Origin of the sequence: Paracoccus sp. SCSIO 75233 (genome assembly GCF_027912675.1) — a bacterium.
In the GTDB taxonomy this organism is placed as follows: domain Bacteria; phylum Pseudomonadota; class Alphaproteobacteria; order Rhodobacterales; family Rhodobacteraceae; genus Paracoccus.
Genome location: NZ_CP115757.1, coordinates 2633811 through 2653163, shown reverse-complemented (window position 1 = coordinate 2653163; position 19353 = coordinate 2633811). Strand labels below are relative to the sequence as shown.

The following is a 19353-nucleotide window of genomic DNA, read 5'->3' as shown; positions in this document are numbered from 1 at the left end:
GTTTGCGCTTTCTATAGGCCGCATTTCCGGTCGCGTCAGCCCCCTGTGCCCGTCCTCTTTCGGGCGCGTTGGCGGGACGCTGGCGGGCTGTGGGCGTTCAGCCATCAGGGCCTTGCCGATCCTGTCGCTTGACGATGCGTGCGGCCAATGGAAGCGCCAGCACAATCGCGAAGATCCTGATGACGTGATGGGCCGCGACCATCGCCGGCTGGATCATCAGGGCAAGCGCCACGACGCTCAATTCGGGCGCGCCGCCGGGAAGGTAGGAAATATACAGCGCCGCCGACCCGTAACCCAGCAACGGCGCCAGGATGAGCGCGGCCAGCAACGCACCGGCGGCCATGAAGACCGCGACAACTGCGCCCATCCAGCCATGCCGGACAATATCCAGCAGCCGGTATCCGCCGAAACGGGTTCCGACACTGGCACCGACGGCGATCTGGGCAAGGTTGGACAGATGTGGCGGCACATGGGCATAGATCGTTCCGGTCATATGCAGCGCCGCCGAGATGAAAAGCGGAACCAGCAGCATGGCCGAGGGGATCGGGATACGTCTGGCCACGAACCACGACAGCACTGCCGCAAGGGCGAGTATCCCGTGTTGCCGGGGAATGATGCTCTCCGCATTCGTGAACGCCGCCTGATTGGCATCGGCCACGTCGATCCCGGAAATCGCCTGAATGACGAAGGGCGCGGTTATCAGCAGCACCATGACGCGCGAAATATGGCTCAGCGCGACCTTCCCAGCATCCGCACCATATTCTTCCGCCAGCAACGTCATTACCGCCATCCCGCCCGGCATGGCCGCAAACAGCGCTGTCGTCCGGTCCATCCGGCCCAGGCGGCGGAAGGCCCAGTAATTGACCGCGAAAAAGACCGCGGACAACAGCAGCATCGCCAGAATGCTGATCGCCCAGTTGGCCGCGCCGGAAATGACCTCTGGCGTAAAGCCCGCCCCCAGCATCGTGCCGATGATGATATGCGCGACATTACGCCATCCCGCTGGCAATGCAGGCCTGAACTCTGTCGTCAGGCTGATCAGCGCCGTCGCGGAAAGGCTGCCCAGAATCCACGGCAGCGGCAGGTTCAGCCAGAAGAAACAAAGCCCCCCGAGCGTGCCAATCCCGAGGGTGGCGATGCCGCTGAAAACTGCTGATCGAGGCATTTCCGGGGGTCAGTCCTCGCGAAACCGGCGCACTACAGATGTGATACGAGATGCATACATCGAACATACATGCTGAGATCACAACCCTGATCCGCGATACCGTGCGGAAAGCGTTTGTGCGGAAAATAAAAAAACGGCCTTCGGAAAGGCCGCTCTTTAATGGTGCCCAGGAGAAGACTCGAACTTCCACGCCTTGCGGCACACGGACCTGAACCGTGCGCGTCTACCAATTCCGCCACCTGGGCAGGTGTCGTGAGGCGGGTGATTAGTCCGCCGTTGCGTGGGTGTCAACGTGATTCTCGCAAAAACTTGGCCGGTCACATGGTCTTGGCTGTCGGGCTGTGCTTGCCCGCCTCTACGGGGCGCGGTATCAGCGGGGGAACAGCCATTTGGAAAGGGGCAGATCATGTCCAGAATCGTTACGATTTATGGTGGGTCGGGGTTTGTCGGGCGTCAGATCGCGCGCCGGATGGCGAAGCAGGGCTGGCGCGTCCGCGTTGCCGTCCGCCGCCCGAGCGAGGCGCTGTTCGTGCGCACTTATGGTGCCGTCGGTCAGGTGGAGCCTGTGCCATGCAATATCCGCGACGATATGTCCGTCCGCGCCGCAATGGCGGATGCCGAGGTTGTGGTGAACTGTGTCGGCATTCTGGTGAATGAAGGCAAGAACCGGTTCGATGCCGTTCAGGCCGAGGGCGCGGGCCGCATCGCCCGCATCGCCTCGGAAACCGGGGTGGCGCGGATGGTGCATATTTCCGCCATCGGTGCCGACGCCGCATCGGAAAGCGATTATGCCGCCACCAAGGCACAGGGGGAGCAGGCGGTGCAGGAGCATTTCCTCGCGGCTGTGATCCTGCGGCCTTCGGTGATTTTCGGGCCGGACGGCGGCATCTATGACCGCTTCGCCGCGATGGCGGGCTGGGGGCCGATCATGCCGATCACCGGCGGCGACGCGAAGATGCAGCCGGTCTATGTCGAGGATGTGGCTGCTGCCGCCGAAAAGGCGGTGCTCGGGCAGGCTGAGGCCGGGATATACGAACTCGGCGGGCCCGACGTGATGACGCTGCGGGAGATCGTGGAGCAGACGCTCGCCGCCATCTATCGCCGTCGTGCGATCGTCAATCTGCCGTTCTGGATCTCTGGCATTGTGGCTGGCGCGCTGGATATTGCGTCCTGGATCACCTTCGGGCTGTTCACCAACCGCATTCTGACCCGCGATCAGGTCCGTCTGCTGCGCAGCGACAATGTTGTCGCGGAAGGGGCAAGGGGCCTGTCCGATCTGGGGATCGTGCCGACCTCGCCCGGTGCCGTGGTGGACGACTATCTCTGGCGTTTCCGGCCGAGCGGGCAATATGCGGAAATGACCGCCTCGGCGAAGAACCTGCGACCGCGCTGAGATGGATAATACGATTGTTGCCGCCCTTCTCGGCCTGCTGGAAGGGCTGACCGAGTTCATTCCGGTTTCCTCGACCGGCCATGTCTTGCTGGCCGGATATTTTCTCGGTTTCGAAAGCCCCGGCCGTGCCTTTGAAGTGCTGATCCAGCTTGGCGCGATCCTGGCGATTCTGGGTGTCTATGCGTCGCGGCTGTGGCAGATTTTCTCCTCCGCGCCGCATGACCCGGAGGCGCGGCGATTTATCCTCGCGGTTCTGCTGGCGTTTCTGCCAGCGGTCGTGGTGGGTGTGCTGGCGCATGGCATCATCAAGACGGTGCTGTTTGAAACGCCAGCCCTGATTGCGACGATGCTGGTGATTGGTGGGGTTATCCTGTTGATCGTCGACCGCAACCCGCCGACGCCGACGGTGATGGAGGCTGAGAAGATCGGTCTGAAGAAGGCGTTCTATATCGGCATCATTCAGTGTCTGGCGATGATTCCCGGCGTCTCGCGCTCTGGTGCGACGATTGTCGGGGCGATGTTGCTGGGGGTTGGCAAGCGGGCCGCCGCCGAGTTCTCGTTTTTCCTGTCCATGCCGACGATGGCGGGCGCATTTGCCTATGACCTGATGAAGAATCGCGATATTCTGGATGCGGAGGCCTTCGGCAATATCGCCATCGGTTTTATCTGCGCCTTTATCTCGGCGGTCATCGTTGTGCGCTGGCTGCTCGGCTATGTGTCTCGCCACGGATATGCCCTGTTCGGCTGGTGGCGCATTATCGTCGGAAGCCTTGTTTTGCTGGCCTTGGCGGTCGGCGGGTAACGATTACTGACCTAATATCCCAAGAATGCGGGCAGGGTGGCAGAAGCGCCGCATAAAATATCGCCAATAGGTAAGCTTTGCTGCCTTTTATTCGTGTTCGTCCTTGTATAGTGGGGAATGCGTAATATTTGGGGGCGCAGCGATATGGCCACGCAGAAAATGCTGAAATTCGTCAATATCGGGCGCGAAATGCCCGAAAAACGCGCGGCGGACGAGCGTAGCGATGATTTTCACGAGATTTACCGCGAATTCGCAGACGCCAAGGCGAAGGAGCAGGCCAGCCGGTGCAGCCAATGCGGCGTGCCCTATTGTCAGAGCCATTGCCCGCTGCACAACAATATCCCCGACTGGCTGCGCCTGACCGCCGAGGGGCGGACGCAGGAAGCCTATCTGCGCAGTCAGGAAACCAACACTTTCCCGGAAATCTGCGGTCGCATCTGCCCGCAGGACCGTCTGTGCGAGGGGAATTGCGTGATCGAGCAGTCGGGCCACGGCACGGTCACGATTGGCGCGATCGAGAAATACATCACCGATACCGCGTGGGAGGAAGGCTGGGTTCAGCCGATCCGGCCCGTGCAGGAGCGCAGCGAATCCATCGGCATCATTGGTGCCGGTCCCGGCGGGCTGGCAGCGGCGGACCGGCTGCGGCGGATGGGATTTCAGGTCACCGTGTATGACCGCCACGACCGCGCGGGCGGGCTGATGATCTACGGCATTCCGGGCTTCAAGCTGGAAAAGGAGATCGTCGAGCGCCGCAATCGCCAGCTTGAGGAAGGCGGGGTTGAATTCGTGCTGAACGCCAATGTGGGCGAGGATATCAGCTTCGATGCGATCCGGGGAAAACACGATGCGGTGCTGATCGCGACCGGCGTTTACAAGACCCGCGATCTGGATCTCGACAACGCGAATGCGCATGGTGTTATCCGCGCGCTCGACTATCTGACAGCGTCGAACCGGATCGATCTGGGGGATGAGATCCCCGATTACGCCGACGGCGAGCTGGACGCGAAAGGCAAGCGTGTGCTGGTTATCGGCGGCGGCGACACGGCGATGGACTGTGTCCGCACGGCGATCCGGCAGGGTGCTGAATCGGTGAAGTGTCTTTATCGCCGGGACCGGGCGAATATGCCCGGCTCGCAGCGTGAGGTGCAGAACGCGGAGGAGGAAGGCGTCGAATTCGTCTGGCTTTCGGCACCCGGCGCTTTCGTCGGCGCGGCTGAGGGCGAAAGCGGGCCGCACAGCAATATCAACGCCGAACATGCAGCTATCGCTGCGCTTCGCGTGCAGAAAATGCGGCTCGGCAAGCCCGATGTTTCGGGGCGGCAAAGCCCGGAACTGATCGAGGGCGCGGATTACGACGAGCCTGCGGATATGGTCATCAAGGCGCTTGGTTTCGAGCCGGAGGAGCTGCCGCGGCTCTGGGGTGTGGACGGGCTGGAGGTCACCCGATGGGGGACGATCAAGGCCGATTTCCGCAGCCACCAGACCAGTCTGGACGGGGTTTTCGCGGTTGGCGATATTGTGCGCGGTGCCTCGCTTGTGGTGTGGGCGATCCGTGACGGGCGGGAGGCGGCGGACAGCATCGCGGCTTTCCTTGCCGGCAGCGAAGCGGTCGCGGCGGAATGAGATATCGCGGCGCACAGGGCGTACACCGCGCGTACACAGCCCGTATACAGGCTGTACACCGAGAGGTTAACGGCTGGAAATTCGCCGGTTTCTGGCTGATCGCCATTACGGCATTGATACTGACCCTTTTGCCCGCGCAATCCGCCGTCTTCGCGCCGCCTGCCGGATGCGATCTGACGATGACGGTTCAGAACCGGGGTTGCCGGGTGACGCAGTATTATATCTGCGACGCCGATCCGGCAGGCGATCAGCGCTCGACCACCTTCGACGCGGAAGGGCCGGTCTCGATGACCCGGATCGACGCGGAGACGCGCTGGATGGAGACCCGCGATCTTACCAATGGCATCATTGACAAGCTGGTCCCGCTGGCAGCCGATCACGCCTCTTTCGCGACGCTGATCGAGACCGGGCGTGACAATTTCGATTTCTGGACGCTCGACGATCGCGGTCAGCGGTTGCGCAATATCGGTGAGGACGTGCTGACCGGCGAGACGCAGGTGATCGACGGCGTCGAGCTGGAGCTGACCGAATTCCGGCTGCGCATTTTCGGTTCCGGTGGCGAGCAGCTTTTCGATGCCAAGGGGCAGCAATTCATCAGCCGTGAGCATGGCCGGTTCTACGGCGGTATCGAGACCTGGGCGGACTGGACCGGCGAGGTCAGCGATGTCGACAATTCGCCGATCAGCTTTGCCATGCCGGGCGACCCCGGTTTCGGTTCGACCACCCCGCTTTACGATTGCAGCATGCAGATGGTGCAGGCAGCGTCCCGCCCCGTGAATGACGGCTGAAACTCAACCTATTCTGCGGACGGTCTTTCGGCCTGCCGCCAATAATGTCTCTGGTCAGGAGGTTGTCCAATGACTGAACTCGCGCAAAACTGGCAAGCCAATGAAGAAGCCCGCCGCAACTGGATGGCGGAGAACGGTCTTTACCGCGAGGATGACGAACATTCCTCCTGCGGGGTGGGGCTTGTGGTCAGCATTGACGGGACGCCTTCGCGGCAGGTGGTGCAGAGCGGGATCGACGCGCTGAAGGCGATCTGGCATCGCGGCGCGGTCGACGCGGATGGCAAGACCGGCGACGGGGCGGGTATTCATGTGCAGATCCCAGTGCCGTTCTTCTATGACCAGATCCGCCGCACCGGGCATGAGCCGGATGCCGACAAGCTGATCGCCGTCGGTCAGGTCTTCCTGCCGCGCACCGATTTCGGCGCGCAGGAACGCTGCCGGACGATTGTTGAGACCGAAGTGATCCGCATGGGCCATTATATTTATGGCTGGCGTCATGTTCCGGTGGATATTTCTGTCCTGGGTGAAAAGGCCAATGCGACGCGCCCGGAGATCGAGCAGATCCTGATCCGCAACGAAAAGGGGCTGAGCGCTGTCGAGTTCGAGCGTGAGCTTTATATCATCCGCCGCCGGATCGAGAAGGCGGCGGCGGCGGCGCAGATCACGCAGCTTTACTTCTGTTCGCTGTCCTGCCGCAGTGTGATCTACAAGGGCATGATGCTGGCCGAACAGGTGGCGGAGTTCTATCCCGATCTGAAAGACCCGCGTTTTGAAAGCGCATTTGCGATCTATCACCAGCGCTATTCGACCAACACCTTCCCGCAATGGTGGCTGGCCCAGCCCTTCCGCATGCTGGCCCATAATGGCGAGATCAACACGCTGAAGGGCAATATGAACTGGATGCGCAGCCATGAGATCCGCATGGCGTCGAGCGCCTTCGGTGACATGGCCGGGGACATCAAGCCGATTGTGCCGGGCGGGTCTTCGGATTCGGCGGCGCTTGATGCGGTGTTCGAGGTGATGGTTCGTTCGGGCCGCTCCGCCCCGATGACCAAGACCATCCTTGTGCCGGAAAGCTGGTCCAAGGCGGTCACCGACATGCCGAAGGCCTGGGCGGATATGTATGCCTATTGCAATGCGATCATGGAGCCGTGGGACGGGCCGGCGGCGCTGGCGATGACCGATGGCCGCTGGGTTTGCGGCGGGCTGGACCGCAATGGTTTGCGGCCGATGCGCTATGTCGTGACCGGGGATAATCTGCTGATTGCTGGCTCCGAGGTGGGGATGGTTCCGACGGATGAGGCGAGCGTGCTGGAGAAGGGCGCGCTTGGCCCCGGTCAGATGATCTGTGTCGATATGGAGGATGGCAGGCTCTACCACGATTCGGAGATCAAGGACCGGCTGGCGGCATCGCAGCCCTTTGGCGAGTGGATCGAGAAGGTCGTTCAGCTTTCCGAGGAGATGCGCGATCTGCCCGAAGAGCTTGTCTTCAAGGGCGAGGAGTTGCGCAGGCGCCAGACCGCTGCGGGCTACACGATCGAGGAGCTTGAAAACGTGCTGTCCCCGATGGCGGAGGACGGCAAGGAAGCGATTGCCAGCATGGGCGACGACACCCCGCCCGCGGTGCTGTCGAAGCAATACCGCCCGCTGAGCCATTTCTTCCGGCAGAATTTCAGCCAGGTGACCAACCCGCCGATTGACAGCTTGCGCGAACAGCGGGTGATGAGCCTCAAGACCCGGTTCGGGAACCTCAAGAACGTGCTGGATGAAAGCTCCAGCCAGACCGAGATACTGCTGCTGGAAACGCCCTTCGTCGCCAATGGCGAATTCGCGGAGATGATGAAACTGTTCGGCAGTTCGGTGACGCGGATCGACTGCACCTTCCCGAACGGGGCGGGGGCGGAGGCCCTGGGCGAGGCGCTGGCGCGGATCCGGGTCGAGGCGGAGGATGCTGTCCGCTCCGGCGCGGGTCATCTGGTGCTGAGTGACGAGCAGATCGGGGCGGATCGCGTCGGGATGCCGATGATCCTTGCGACCAGTGCGGTGCATAGCTGGCTGACACGCAAGGGGCTGCGGACCTTCTGTTCGCTGAATGTACGTTCGGCGGAATGCGTCGATCCGCATTATTTTGCCGTGCTGATCGGTTGCGGTGCGACGACGGTGAACCCGTATCTGGCGCAGGACAGCGTCGCTGACCGGATAGACCGGGGGCTGCTGGAAGGCAGCCTGATCGAGAATATGCGCCGGTATCGCGATGCCGTGGATGCGGGCCTGCTGAAGATCATGGCGAAGATGGGGATTTCGGTTCTGTCGTCCTATCGTGGTGGGCTGAATTTCGAGGCGGTCGGTCTGTCCCGTGCGCTGGTCAACGAGTATTTTCCGGGCATGCACAGCCGGATTTCGGGGATCGGGCTGCATGGTATTCAGAACAAGATCGAGGAAATCCACGCGCGTGGCTTTGCGGGCGATGCCGATCTGTTGCCGGTTGGCGGGTTCTACAAGCTGCGGCGTTCGGGTGAGAAGCACGCCTGGGAGGCCAACACCATGCGGCTGTTGCAGCTTGCCTGCGAGAAGGCGAGCTATGACGTCTGGAAGCAGTATTCCAAGACCATGCGGGCAAATCCGCCGATCCATATCCGCGATTTGCTGGACATCAAGCCGATTGGCCGGCCGGTTCCGATTGAGGAGGTGGAGTCGATCACCTCCATCCGCAAGCGTTTCGTGACGCCGGGGATGTCGCTGGGCGCGCTCAGCCCCGAGGCGCATATGACGCTGAACATTGCCATGAACCGGATCGGGGCGAAGTCCGACAGCGGCGAGGGCGGCGAGGACCCGGCGCATAGCCATCCGCTGCCGAATGGCGACAACCCGTGTGCGAAGATCAAGCAGGTTGCGTCGGGCCGGTTCGGGGTGACGGCGGAATATCTGAACTCTTGCGAGGAACTTGAGATCAAGGTTGCGCAAGGTGCGAAGCCCGGCGAGGGCGGGCAATTGCCGGGTATGAAGGTGACCAAGCTGATCGCGCGGCTGCGGCATTCGACGCCGGGTGTCACGCTGATCTCGCCGCCGCCGCATCACGATATCTACAGTATCGAGGATCTGGCGCAGCTTATCTATGACCTGAAACAGATCAACCCGCGTGCGAAGATCACCGTGAAGCTGGTGGCCTCAAGCGGCGTGGGTACGATTGCGGCGGGTGTGGCGAAGGCGAAGGCCGATGTCATCCTGATCTCCGGCCATAATGGCGGGACCGGCGCGTCGCCCGCGACCAGCATCAAGTTTGCCGGTCTGCCGTGGGAGATGGGCCTGACCGAGGCGCATCAGGTTCTGGCGATGAACAACCTGCGCGAGCGGGTGACCTTGCGGACCGATGGCGGGCTGCGAACGGGGCGCGACATCGTCATGGCGGCGATGATGGGGGCCGAGGAATACGGCATCGGCACGGCTGCCCTGATTGCAATGGGCTGTATCATGGTGCGCCAGTGCCAGTCCAATACCTGCCCGGTCGGGGTCTGCACGCAGGATGAAAAGCTGCGGGCGATGTTCAATGGCTCGGCGGACAAGGTGGTGAACCTGATCACCTTCTATGCGACCGAGGTGCGGGAGGTTCTGGCCTCCATCGGGGCGCGCTCTCTTGACGAGGTGATCGGGCGGGCGGATCTGCTGACGCAGGTCAGCCGCGGGGCCGCCAATCTGGACGATCTGGACCTGAATCCGCTGCTGATTACCGTCGATGGCGCGGACAAGATCGTCTATGATCGCACCAAGCCGCGCAATGCCGTCATGGACACGCTGGATGCGGAAATCATCCGCGATGCGGAGCGGTTCTTCAGTGCGGGCGAGAAGATGCAGCTGCATTACGCGGTGCGCAACACGCTGCGCACGATCGGCACGCGGACGTCGAGCATGATTGTGCAGACCTTCGGGATGCGCAACGATTTGCAGCCGGATCACCTGACCGTGCGCCTGACCGGCAGCGCGGGCCAGTCGCTTGGCGCTTATGCTGCACCGGGGCTTAAGATCGAGGTGTCAGGCGATGCCAATGATTATGTCGGCAAGGGCCTGTCGGGCGGCACGATTGTGGTGCGCCCGCCGATGGCCTCACCACTGGTTGCGGGGGATAACGTCATCATCGGCAATACGGTGCTGTATGGCGCGACCAACGGGTATCTGTTCGCCGCAGGCCGCGCTGGTGAGCGTTTCGCGGTCAGGAACTCCGGTGCCTCGGTCGTGATCGAGGGCTGCGGGACCAATGGTTGCGAATACATGACCGGCGGTGTCGCGGTGATCCTTGGCCGGATCGGGGCCAATTTCGGTGCGGGCATGACCGGCGGCATGGCCTATCTTTATGACCCGGAGGGTGTCGCGCCGAACTACATGAACATGGAATCGCTGGTGACCTGCCCGGTCACGGTCGCCCATTGGGAGAACCAGTTGAAAACCCTGATCGAGCGTCATGCGGAGGAAACCAACTCCGTCAAAGCGCGCGAAATTCTGGATAACTGGGATATCGAGAAGGCGAATTTCCTGCAGGTCTGTCCGAAGGAAATGCTGGCGATCCTTGAGCATCCGATTGCCGAATCGGGCGATCTGGCGGCGGTGCCGGCAGAATAGGTCAATCACCATCAATTTAACGGGGGTCTGGTAGCCCCCGTTTTCATATTCTGTCATATCCCGGCGTGATATGAGAGGCTGCGAAACGACGGGAGCGGCGTGATGAAGCGTGAATGGCTTTTATCAATGGCGGTTGGTTTGTTGTTGGCCCCGGTTGCGGGCAATGCGGTTGCGGCGGAGATGGTGCCCAATCGGTTCTACAAGGTCGTGGTTCCGGGCATGCTGAGCGGGCGCGTGGCGTTTCTGGACGATGGCCGGGTCATTGCGCAGCGGTCGCGCGAACCGGAGCTTGAGCAGAAGGGGACATGGTTCAACCGGGACGGGCTGCTTTGCCTGGTCGATGAACCGGGTGACAAGCCGATCTGCCTGAAGATGCTGCCGCACCCGGATGCCGGGGCGTTCAGCCTGAAATACATGATCTGGCAGGCGGATCTGACACCGGAACAGTAAAGAGTGAGGCTTTGGGAGGGGTTAGTGATGCGATTCTGGTTATGCGGTGTAGCCGCGATGTTTCCGGCGATGGCGATGGCGCAATCCAATATGGCTGCGGTCGACTATGACTGCGCTGACAATCGCGCGCTGTCGGTTGCCTATATCAATGCCGGGGAAGAGAGCTTTGCCGTGGTGCAGGAAGCCGGGCATATCGTTCCGATGAAAATCGCCATGTCCGGCTCCGGCGCACGGTATCTGTCGGCGGATGACCGGCTGGAGCTGTGGACGAAGGGGCCGGAGGCGATGCTGACGCTGAAGGGCGATGCGGATATCCCGCTCTACCGTGACTGTGTCGAGGCGGCTCAGACCCGGTGATAGGGCTGCCCGGCAAGGATGGAGGCCGCGCGGTATAGCTGTTCGGCCAGCATGACGCGGACCAGCATATGCGGCCAGACCATGCGTCCGAAGCTGATCTGCCAGTCGGCGCGGGCGCGCAAGCCGGGATCCAGCCCGTCCGCCCCGCCGATAATCAGGCAGATGTCGCGCCCCTGATCGCGCAGTTCTCCGATCCGCGCCGCGAAGTCGGGAGAGGCGGGCTGTTCGCCGCGCTCATCCATCATGATGACATAGGCCCCTTGCGGGATCGCGCGTTCGATCAGCGGCGCCTCGGCGGCCATGCCCGAGGCACGGCGGTCGTCGATCTCGGTGATCTGAACCGGTGGCAGGCCAAGCTGGCGCCCGGTTTTCGCGAAACGGTCGAGATAATCGTCGATCAGAGCGAGTTCGGGCGATTTTCTGAGCCGTCCGACGGCGAGAAGGGTGATGCGCATGGGCCCTTGTCGCAAAGCCCCGGTCGGAAGTGAAGCACAGAGAGAGACGTCAGTACGACTTCGCGGCGATGGCCCAACCCTGGGGAAGGGTGGGCACCTGCGACGCGGGGGTGCGTCCGGTCGCAGGCTAATGTGCAGTCGCGCTACCTTGTTGCCAAAGCAAACGCTGCCCTCTGTGCTTCTTGCCGCCTGGCGGCAAATTGGCCACATCCGCTAATAGCGCGACATGACCAAACTCAAGAACTAGTTCGTTGGTACCTCGCCACGCAGCGCTTTGAGCTGATCTGCGGGCATCCACATTTTTTCCAGTTGATAGAAGTCGCGAACTTCGGGGCGGAAGACATGGACCACGACATCATCCGTGTCGATCAACACCCAGTCGCCGGCATCCTTGCCCTCGATCCGGGCGGAGCGACCGGTGGCGTCCTTGACGCGCTGAGCCAGTTTTTCCGCAATTGTGGCGACCTGACGGGCGTTGCGGCCCGACGCGATAACCATGTGATCGGCCATGGCCGACCGGCCGCGAAGATCGATTGTCACGACATCCTCGGCCTTGTCATCGTCAAGAGAAGTGAGAATACGCTGCAAGATCTCGTCGCTGCTGAGATCGCGCGGCGCGGCGGTCACATTCGGCTGTTCTGCCGATTGGACGTGAGTGGACAGGGGTACATCCTCCGGTCATCGCGCCTGATCTCCCCGGCGCCGGGATAATTGTAATATAACACCGACAGATTTTTTCTCAATCACCGGAGATGAATTTCGGCGGGGTCATGCCGTCCTGATCGCCGAGCATGCGAACCTCACGTTGTGGGAAGGGGATGGAGATATCGTTTTCCTTGAATGCGTCCCAGAGGGCCAGGAAAACCTGACCGCGAACATTGGTCAGCCCGCCTTGCGCGTCCGAGATCCAGAAGCGGAGGACGTAATTGACTGAACTGTCACCGAAACCCGTGATCCAGCAGACCGGGGTGCGCTGTGCGAGCACCCGCTTGACCGACATGGCGGCGTTGATCGCGACCTTGCTGACCTTGTGGGGGTCGTCCTCATATGCGGTGCCGAAATGGACATCGAGGCGGACGAAGTTGTTTGTGTGTGACCAGTTTACAACCTGATTGGTGACGAGATCTTCGTTCGGGATCAGATATTCCTTGCCGTCGCGCGTTACGACCGAAACATAGCGCGCGCCGAGCGCGTCGATCCAGCCGAAGGTCTCGCCCAGGCTGATGACATCGCCGGGCTTGATCGACTTGTCGAGCAGGATGATGACACCGGAGACAAGATTAGAGACCACCTTCTGCAACCCGAAGCCGAGCCCGACACCAACCGCGCCGGAGAAGACAGCAAGCCCCGTCAGGTCCACGCCGATGGCCTTCAGCCCGACGATGATCGCCAGGGTGAACAATCCGATCTGGAGGATTTTCGCCGTCAGCACCCGCATCGTCGGCGACAGATCCGCCGATTCCGACAGACGCTGCGACAACCCCCGCGACAGCAGCCGTGCCCCGGCCAGCAGTGCGGTCATGACGGCGAGGGCCTGAATCATCGTCAGAAGCGACAGACGGAACGTGCCGATGCCGATGGCGATACTGTCCAGCAGCTCTGCCGCAGCGGGCGTCAGGTCCAGCAGATACAGCACCGCCCAGATCCACGCCGCCCATTTCGCGATGCGCCGCGCCAGCGAGTTACCGATCAGCCGTGACAGGAAGGCGATGGCAAGGACCGCCGTCGCGATGGAGGCAGCCAGCTTGATGACATTGCTCAGCGACGGCCAGGTGATCTGCTGCATGACCAGCACGACGGCCCAGGAGATGAGGGCAAACAGGATCAGCCGCAACCGCCGGTCGATCATCAGCCCGACCCGCAGCCGGTATTTCGGCCAGCCTTCGCGCGCGCGCAGCCAGTCGCGCAGCCGTGGCGACAGGAAGCGTGCCAGAAGATGCGCGATCAGCATGATGACCAGCACCGCGCCGACCTGATTCAGCCGGTGCGGCATAAGCAGGTTGCGCCCGAACAGGTCCAGCTGGTCCCAGAACCCCCCTGCGGCGTCAATGATCGCGTCTGGTGGTGCGATATTCTCCATAAGCTCGATTAGACAATCGGCGCGTGGCCGCTGCAAGCCTTTCGCGAGGCCAGATCGCGGTTTTGCCGGCCCGGTCACTCACTTCTCCATGATTAACCCGCGGCCCAGATTCTGCTTGCCTGCCGTCTCTGCCGCCGCTAGGCGTAAATGCGGAAAACGGGAGACGCTGACGCAGGTCAGGGCCGAAGGAGCAACCGCCCCGGTAATCTCTCAGGCAAAGGGACCGTTTCCGCATAAACTCTGAAGAGAGGTCCGTGAGGGCCCGCCGAAGGATAACGATCTCAGGCGCCGGAACCGGCAGGGACAGAGGGGGCAGCCAACCGCGCCGAACCGGTGCAAGGAGGATGCCTTGAGCGAACTGAAACGAACGCCGCTTTACGATCTGCATATTTCTCTGGGCGCTAAGATGATGCCTTTTGCTGGCTGGGAAATGCCGGTGCAGTATCCGATGGGGGTCATGGGCGAGCATCTGCATACTCGCGAGAAGGCCGGGCTGTTCGATGTCAGCCATATGGGTCAGGTGATCCTGCGCGCGCCCTCCGGTCAGGCGACCGATGCGGCGGCAGTGCTGGAAACCGCTGTCCCCGCCAATATCGTCGGGTTGGGTGAGGGGCGGCAGCGCTACGGAATCTTCACCAACGATCAGGGCGGGATTCTGGACGATCTGATGATCGCGAACCGGGGCGACCACCTGTTCCTTGTGGTGAATGCCGCCTGCGCCGATCAGGATATTGCGCTGCTGCAAAAGCTCGACGGCGTCAGCGTCGAGCCGATCACCGACCGCGCGCTGCTGGCGCTTCAGGGGCCGGAGGCGGTGCGCGTGCTCTCCGGGCTGATCCCGGCTGCTGCGGAGATGAAATTCATGGATGTCGCCGTGTTGGACTGGGACGGGGCGGAGATATGGCTCTCGCGCTCCGGCTATACCGGCGAGGACGGGTTCGAGATTTCCCTGCCCGCCGACCTGGCCGGGGCATTTGCCGAGGCGCTGCTCGCGGATGAGGCGGTTGCGCCAATCGGGCTTGGCGCGCGGGATTCGCTGCGGCTGGAGGCGGGGATGCCGCTTTACGGTCACGACATGGATGCAACCGTCACGCCGGGTGCTGCGGCGCTTGGCTGGTCGATCCCGAAAATTCGGCGGGCAGGCGGCGCGCGCGAAGGCGGTTTTCCCGGCGCGGATGTGATCCTGCCCGAACTGGCGGCGGGTGCCGCGACCAAGCGCATTGGCCTGCGCCCGGAGGGTCGCGCGCCGATCCGCGAAGGCGTGGCGATTTTCGACGAGCCGACAGGTGGCGCGCAGATCGGCACGGTCTGTTCGGGCGGCTTCGGCCCCTCGGTCGGCGGGCCGGTCGCGATGGCGATTCTGCCAGCTTCTCTTTCTGGCGGCGATACGGTCTATGCTGAATTGCGAGGCAAGCGGCTGCCGGTCACCGTGACTGACCTGCCCTTCATCAAACCCGATTACAAACGCTGAGGAGCGCGACCCAATGCTGAAATACACCGAAGATCACGAATGGCTGAAGCAGGACGGCGACGAGGTCACCGTCGGCATTACCGCGCATGCCAGCGAACAGCTTGGCGATGTCGTGTTTGTCGAACTGCCCGAGGTCGGCCGCGAGGTCGAGAAGGGCGAGGAGATCGTGGTGATCGAATCGGTCAAGGCGGCGTCGGACATCGTCGCGCCGATCTCGGGCGAGATCGTGGCTGTGAATGACGATCTGGCCGACAATCCCGGTGCGGTGAATGACGACGCGATGGCGGCGTGGTTCTTTCGCATCAAGCCCGCCGAGGGCGAGGCGATTGACGGCTTCATGGACGAGGCGGCCTATAAAGAGCTGATTGGCTGAGGCCACGCCGGGGGCTGTCTGCCCCCGGGCCCCGAGGATATTTGAGCCAGGATGAAATGCGCATTCTGGCATGGATGGACAGATGACCCGCTGGAACCCGACCGAGTATAATCCCGACGATTTCGCCAACCGCCGCCATATCGGGCCGTCTCCCGCCGAGATGGAGGAGATGCTGGCCGCTGTCGGGGCCGACAGCCTTGATGCGTTGATCGAACAGACCGTGCCCGGCTCGATCCGGCAGGGCGAGGCTTTGGGCTGGGCGCCGCTGTCGGAGGCGGCTTTGCTGGACAAGATGCGTGCGGTCGCGGCCAAGAACGAGGTCATGACCAGCCTGATCGGGCAGGGCTATTACGGCACTGTCACGCCGCCCGCGATCCAGCGGAATATTCTTGAGAATCCGGCCTGGTACACGGCGTATACACCCTATCAGCCGGAGATTGCGCAGGGTCGGCTTGAGGCCCTCTTGAATTATCAGACGATGGTCAGCGACCTGACCGGGTTGCCGGTGGCGAACGCCTCGCTTCTGGATGAGGCGACGGCGGCGGCTGAGGCGATGGCGATGGCACAGCGTGTGGCGAAGTCGAAGGCCAAGGGGTTTTTCGTCAGCGAGAATTTGCACCCGCAGACGATCGCCGTGATCGAGACGCGGGCGCAGCCGCTTGGGATTGAGCTGATTGTCGGCAAGCCCGAGGATCTGGAGCCGGAGGCCGTGTTCGGCGCGATCTTCCAGTATCCCGGCACTTTCGGCCATATCCGCGACCTTACGGCGGAGTGCGAGGCGTTGCATGCGGCCAAGGCCGTGGCGGTCGTGGCAACCGATCTGCTGGCGCTGTGTCTGCTGCGTGAACCGGGGGGTATGGGCGCGGATATCTGCGTGGGCTCGTCCCAGCGGTTCGGGGTTCCGATGGGGTATGGCGGTCCACATGCGGCCTTCATGTCCTGCCGGGATGAGTTCAAGCGGGCCATGCCGGGGCGGATCGTCGGTGTTTCCATCGACGCCAAGGGGAACAAGGCGTATCGGCTGGCCTTGCAGACGCGGGAACAGCATATAAGGCGCGAGAAGGCGACCAGCAATGTCTGCACGGCGCAGGCTCTGCTGGCGGTGATGGCCTCGTTCTATGCCGTGTTCCACGGGCCGGTCGGCCTGCGGGCGATTGCGCAGCGGGTGCATCTGAACGCGGTGACGGTGGCCGATGCGCTGCGTGCTGCCGGGGCCGAGGTCGAGCCGGAGGCGTTTTTCGACACGATCACCGTGCGGGTCGGTGTGGGCCAGTTGGGTATTCTGGCCGCGGCACGGAACCACGGGATCAACCTGCGCAAGATCGGGCGGGATCGCGTCGGCATTTCGGTCGATGAGACCACGGATGCCAGCGTCATCGCGCGGCTGCTGGATGCGTTCGGGATCACAGACCCGGCCACGCCAGCGGTTGCGCCCGCCATCCCCGAGGCGCTGCTGCGCGAGAGCGATTATCTGACGCATCCGGTGTTCCACATGAACCGGGCCGAGTCGGAGATGATGCGCTATATGCGGCGTCTCTCGGACCGAGATCTGGCGCTGGACCGGGCGATGATCCCGCTCGGCTCCTGCACGATGAAGCTGAACGCGGCGGCGGAGATGATGCCGATCACATGGCCGGAATTCGGGGCGCTGCACCCGTTTGCACCGGCGGATCAGGCGGCGGGCTATGCCGAGATGCTGGAGGATCTGACGCAGAAGCTGTGCACGATCACTGGCTATGATGCGTTTTCGATGCAACCCAACAGTGGTGCGCAGGGGGAATATGCGGGTCTGCTGACGATTCAGGCCTATCACCGGGCGAATGGCGACGATCAGCGCGATGTGTGCCTCGTGCCGTCAAGCGCGCATGGGACCAACCCGGCCTCGGCCCAGATGTGCGGCATGAAGGTCGTGGTGGTAAAATCCGCGCCGAATGGTGACATTGATCTTGAGGACTTTGCTGACAAGGCCAGGGCTGCGGGTGACAGGCTGGCGGCGGTGATGATTACCTATCCGTCGACGCATGGGGTTTTCGAGGACACCGTGCGTGAGGTTTGCAAGATCACCCATGATCGTGGCGGGCAGGTCTATATAGACGGCGCTAATATGAACGCGCTGGTCGGGCTGGTGAAGCCGGGAGAGATCGGGGGCGATGTCAGCCACCTGAACCTGCACAAGACCTTTGCCATTCCGCATGGCGGCGGCGGTCCCGGCATGGGGCCGATTGGCGTGAAGGCGCATCTGGCGCCGCATCTGCCGGGCGATCCGCGCAGCGGCGAGGGCGCGGTGAGTGCGGCGCAATATGGTTCGGCCTCGATACTGCTGATCTCATGGGCCTATATCCTGATGATGGGCGGGGCGGGGCTGACGCAGGCTACGCGGGCGGCGATCCTGAACGCCAACTATATCGCAGCCAAGCTGGCCGGGGCCTATCCGATCCTGTTCATGGGCAACCGGGGCCGTGTCGCGCATGAATGCATCATCGACACCCGACACTTTGCAGAGCATGGCGTGACCGTGGACGACATCGCCAAGCGTCTGATCGATAACGGCTTCCATGCGCCGACAATGAGCTGGCCCGTTTCGGGCACGCTGATGGTGGAGCCGACGGAATCCGAAACCAAGGCGGAGATCGACCGTTTCATCGCCGCGATGCTGGCCATCCGTGACGAGATCCAGTCGGTTGCCGATGGTGATATCGACGTCGAGGCCAGCCCGCTGCGTCATGCGCCGCATACGGTTGAGGATCTGGTGGCGGAATGGGACCGGCCCTATAGCCGCGAGCAGGGCTGTTTTCCGGCGGGGGCGTTCCGGGTGGACAAATACTGGCCGCCGGTCGGGCGGGTGGATAACGTCCACGGCGACCGCAATCTGATCTGCACCTGCCCGCCGCTGGAGGACTATGCCGAGGCGGCTGAATAACGCGGCCCGCAGCGGCGATCCGGCACGAAGCGGAGGGCGGTTTTTACAAATCTGCCCCCGCCTGATGTGGCGCGGCTTATGCTGAAAAGCCCGGAAAACCCGCTGCACAGCGCGTACACCGGGCGTACACAGAACGTACACAGCCTGTACACCGGCAGATGACAAGTCCGGTCTGGCCTGCCCAAAACCGCGTCGCCCCTACGGAAACTGAAATATGTCCGACTGGTTAGGATTTTTGCCGCAAACGTGACCGGCCCGGCACGGTGCCACAGCCATTTTTTATTGTCTTGCCCGATTTGGCTGGCACAGTGGTGGGTGAGGCAACAGTGAAAAAAACAGGCAGATGAAAATCAACACAGCAAAGGCCCGGTTTTCCGTGGCCGGTCTTATCGCAGCGTTTGTTCTGGCAGGATGCGGCGGGGATTCCTCGCCCATGCGCCGGGGGTCCAAGAACGATCTGAACTGCATGGAACGGGTGATCTTTTTCGAGGCGAACAGGTCCAGCCGCGCGGGCATGATCGCGGTCGGCAATGTGGTGATGAACCGCGTCGCCTCGGACGATTTTCCGAATACCGTCTGCGGGGTGGTGTCGCAGAAGGGGCAATTCGCGCCGGGGGTGATGACGCGTCCCATGAACTCCAAAGCCCTGCCGGATGTGCGGGAAGCGGCGATTGCCGTTCTGCGCGGTGAGCGGCAGCGGGGGGTTGAGAAGGCACGGTTCTTCCACACCTACGGATACCGTTTCCCCTACAACAATATGCATTATGTGCTGACCGCCGGCGGCAACACCTTCTACGAGAAGCGCAAGAGCCATCTGGTCACGCAGCCCTATCCGCCCGCACCGATTGACTGAGGGGCG

General features: G+C 62.4%; 15 protein-coding genes, 1 tRNA gene and 1 riboswitch. Of the genes, 11 read left to right on the top strand and 5 right to left on the bottom strand.

Going from position 1 to position 19353, the window contains the following annotated elements; genetic code table 11:
* Positions 1 to 97 precede the first annotated feature (97 nt).
* Entirely contained in the window at positions 98 to 1165 is a 1068-nt protein-coding gene (locus PAF12_RS12905; protein WP_271107372.1) for an AbrB family transcriptional regulator, read from the bottom strand.
* A gap of 160 nt (positions 1166 to 1325) precedes the next feature.
* Positions 1326 to 1410, bottom strand: a tRNA-Leu gene (locus PAF12_RS12900).
* 161 nt (positions 1411 to 1571) lie between these two features.
* On the opposite strand from PAF12_RS12900, the gene PAF12_RS12895 reads away from it, so the two are divergent.
* The 7 genes from PAF12_RS12895 to PAF12_RS12865 all read left to right on the top strand — a co-directional run bounded on the left by PAF12_RS12895 (position 1572) and on the right by PAF12_RS12865 (position 11195).
* A complete protein-coding gene (locus tag PAF12_RS12895) occupies positions 1572 to 2558 on the top strand; it encodes a complex I NDUFA9 subunit family protein (RefSeq protein ID WP_271107371.1) in 987 nt (328 codons plus the stop codon).
* A 1-nt stretch (position 2559) separates the two neighbouring features.
* On the top strand, positions 2560 to 3360 hold the full coding sequence (locus tag PAF12_RS12890; protein WP_271107370.1) for an undecaprenyl-diphosphate phosphatase: 801 nt from the start codon (positions 2560 to 2562) through the stop codon (positions 3358 to 3360).
* Between the two features lie 144 nt (positions 3361 to 3504).
* On the top strand, positions 3505 to 4986 hold the full coding sequence (locus tag PAF12_RS12885; protein ID WP_271109708.1) for an NAD(P)-dependent oxidoreductase: 1482 nt from the start codon (positions 3505 to 3507) through the stop codon (positions 4984 to 4986).
* Entirely contained in the window at positions 4983 to 5774 is a 792-nt protein-coding gene (locus tag PAF12_RS12880) for a hypothetical protein (RefSeq protein ID WP_271107369.1), read from the top strand. Before PAF12_RS12885 ends, PAF12_RS12880 begins: the two co-directional genes overlap by 4 nt.
* 69 nt (positions 5775 to 5843) lie before the next feature.
* The gene (gltB, locus tag PAF12_RS12875) at positions 5844 to 10388 is read left to right on the top strand and encodes a glutamate synthase large subunit (RefSeq protein WP_271107368.1); all 4545 of its coding nucleotides are present in this window, start codon (positions 5844 to 5846) and stop codon (positions 10386 to 10388) included.
* A gap of 126 nt (positions 10389 to 10514) precedes the next feature.
* Complete coding sequence (locus tag PAF12_RS12870) at positions 10515 to 10838, top strand: hypothetical protein (RefSeq protein ID WP_271107367.1); 324 nt, start codon at positions 10515 to 10517, stop codon at positions 10836 to 10838.
* Between the two features lie 27 nt (positions 10839 to 10865).
* Positions 10866 to 11195, top strand: coding sequence for an MliC family protein (locus PAF12_RS12865; RefSeq protein WP_271107366.1), 330 nt, complete (start codon positions 10866 to 10868; stop codon positions 11193 to 11195).
* On the opposite strand, the gene rlmH is transcribed toward PAF12_RS12865, so the two are convergent.
* The 3 genes from rlmH to PAF12_RS12850 form a co-directional block, all read right to left on the bottom strand.
* A complete protein-coding gene (gene rlmH / locus PAF12_RS12860; protein WP_271107365.1) occupies positions 11183 to 11650 on the bottom strand; it encodes a 23S rRNA (pseudouridine(1915)-N(3))-methyltransferase RlmH in 468 nt (155 codons plus the stop codon). The two genes, PAF12_RS12865 and rlmH, sit on opposite strands and share 13 nt — an antisense overlap.
* A 243-nt stretch (positions 11651 to 11893) precedes the next feature.
* Positions 11894 to 12277, bottom strand: a complete 384-nt coding sequence (rsfS, locus tag PAF12_RS12855) for a ribosome silencing factor (protein ID WP_271107364.1) — start codon at positions 12275 to 12277, stop codon at positions 11894 to 11896.
* A 112-nt stretch (positions 12278 to 12389) separates the two neighbouring features.
* A complete protein-coding gene (locus tag PAF12_RS12850; RefSeq protein ID WP_271107363.1) occupies positions 12390 to 13730 on the bottom strand; it encodes a mechanosensitive ion channel family protein in 1341 nt (446 codons plus the stop codon).
* 147 nt (positions 13731 to 13877) lie between these two features.
* A riboswitch (glycine riboswitch) is annotated at positions 13878 to 13966 on the top strand.
* 113 nt (positions 13967 to 14079) lie between these two features.
* On the opposite strand from PAF12_RS12850, the gene gcvT reads away from it, so the two are divergent.
* From gcvT to PAF12_RS12830, 4 genes are all read left to right on the top strand, one after another.
* A complete protein-coding gene (gcvT, locus tag PAF12_RS12845) occupies positions 14080 to 15201 on the top strand; it encodes a glycine cleavage system aminomethyltransferase GcvT (protein WP_271107362.1) in 1122 nt (373 codons plus the stop codon).
* Positions 15202 to 15214: 13 nt separating this feature from the next.
* Complete coding sequence (gene gcvH / locus PAF12_RS12840; protein ID WP_271107361.1) at positions 15215 to 15574, top strand: glycine cleavage system protein GcvH; 360 nt, start codon at positions 15215 to 15217, stop codon at positions 15572 to 15574.
* Positions 15575 to 15656: 82 nt separating this feature from the next.
* On the top strand, positions 15657 to 18494 hold the full coding sequence (gene gcvP, locus PAF12_RS12835) for an aminomethyl-transferring glycine dehydrogenase (protein ID WP_271109707.1): 2838 nt from the start codon (positions 15657 to 15659) through the stop codon (positions 18492 to 18494).
* Positions 18495 to 18927: 433 nt separating this feature from the next.
* Positions 18928 to 19347, top strand: coding sequence for a cell wall hydrolase (locus tag PAF12_RS12830; RefSeq protein WP_271109706.1), 420 nt, complete (start codon positions 18928 to 18930; stop codon positions 19345 to 19347).
* Positions 19348 to 19353: the final 6 nt, after the last annotated feature.

Bases quoted from the DNA above. Each gene is read 5' to 3' on its own strand.
- PAF12_RS12905 (WP_271107372.1), bottom strand. From the start codon at position 1,165: ATGCCTCGATCAGCAGTTTTCAGCGGCATCGCCACCCTCGGGATTGGC.
- PAF12_RS12895 (WP_271107371.1), top strand. From the start codon at position 1,572: ATGTCCAGAATCGTTACGATTTATGGTGGGTCGGGGTTTGTCGGGCGT.
- PAF12_RS12890 (WP_271107370.1), top strand. From the start codon at position 2,560: ATGGATAATACGATTGTTGCCGCCCTTCTCGGCCTGCTGGAAGGGCTG.
- PAF12_RS12885 (WP_271109708.1), top strand. From the start codon at position 3,505: ATGGCCACGCAGAAAATGCTGAAATTCGTCAATATCGGGCGCGAAATG.
- PAF12_RS12880 (WP_271107369.1), top strand. From the start codon at position 4,983: ATGAGATATCGCGGCGCACAGGGCGTACACCGCGCGTACACAGCCCGT.
- gltB (WP_271107368.1), top strand. From the start codon at position 5,844: ATGACTGAACTCGCGCAAAACTGGCAAGCCAATGAAGAAGCCCGCCGC.
- PAF12_RS12870 (WP_271107367.1), top strand. From the start codon at position 10,515: ATGGCGGTTGGTTTGTTGTTGGCCCCGGTTGCGGGCAATGCGGTTGCG.
- PAF12_RS12865 (WP_271107366.1), top strand. From the start codon at position 10,866: ATGCGATTCTGGTTATGCGGTGTAGCCGCGATGTTTCCGGCGATGGCG.
- rlmH (WP_271107365.1), bottom strand. From the start codon at position 11,650: ATGCGCATCACCCTTCTCGCCGTCGGACGGCTCAGAAAATCGCCCGAA.
- PAF12_RS12850 (WP_271107363.1), bottom strand. From the start codon at position 13,730: ATGGAGAATATCGCACCACCAGACGCGATCATTGACGCCGCAGGGGGG.
- gcvH (WP_271107361.1), top strand. From the start codon at position 15,215: ATGCTGAAATACACCGAAGATCACGAATGGCTGAAGCAGGACGGCGAC.
- gcvP (WP_271109707.1), top strand. From the start codon at position 15,657: ATGACCCGCTGGAACCCGACCGAGTATAATCCCGACGATTTCGCCAAC.
- PAF12_RS12830 (WP_271109706.1), top strand. From the start codon at position 18,928: ATGCGCCGGGGGTCCAAGAACGATCTGAACTGCATGGAACGGGTGATC.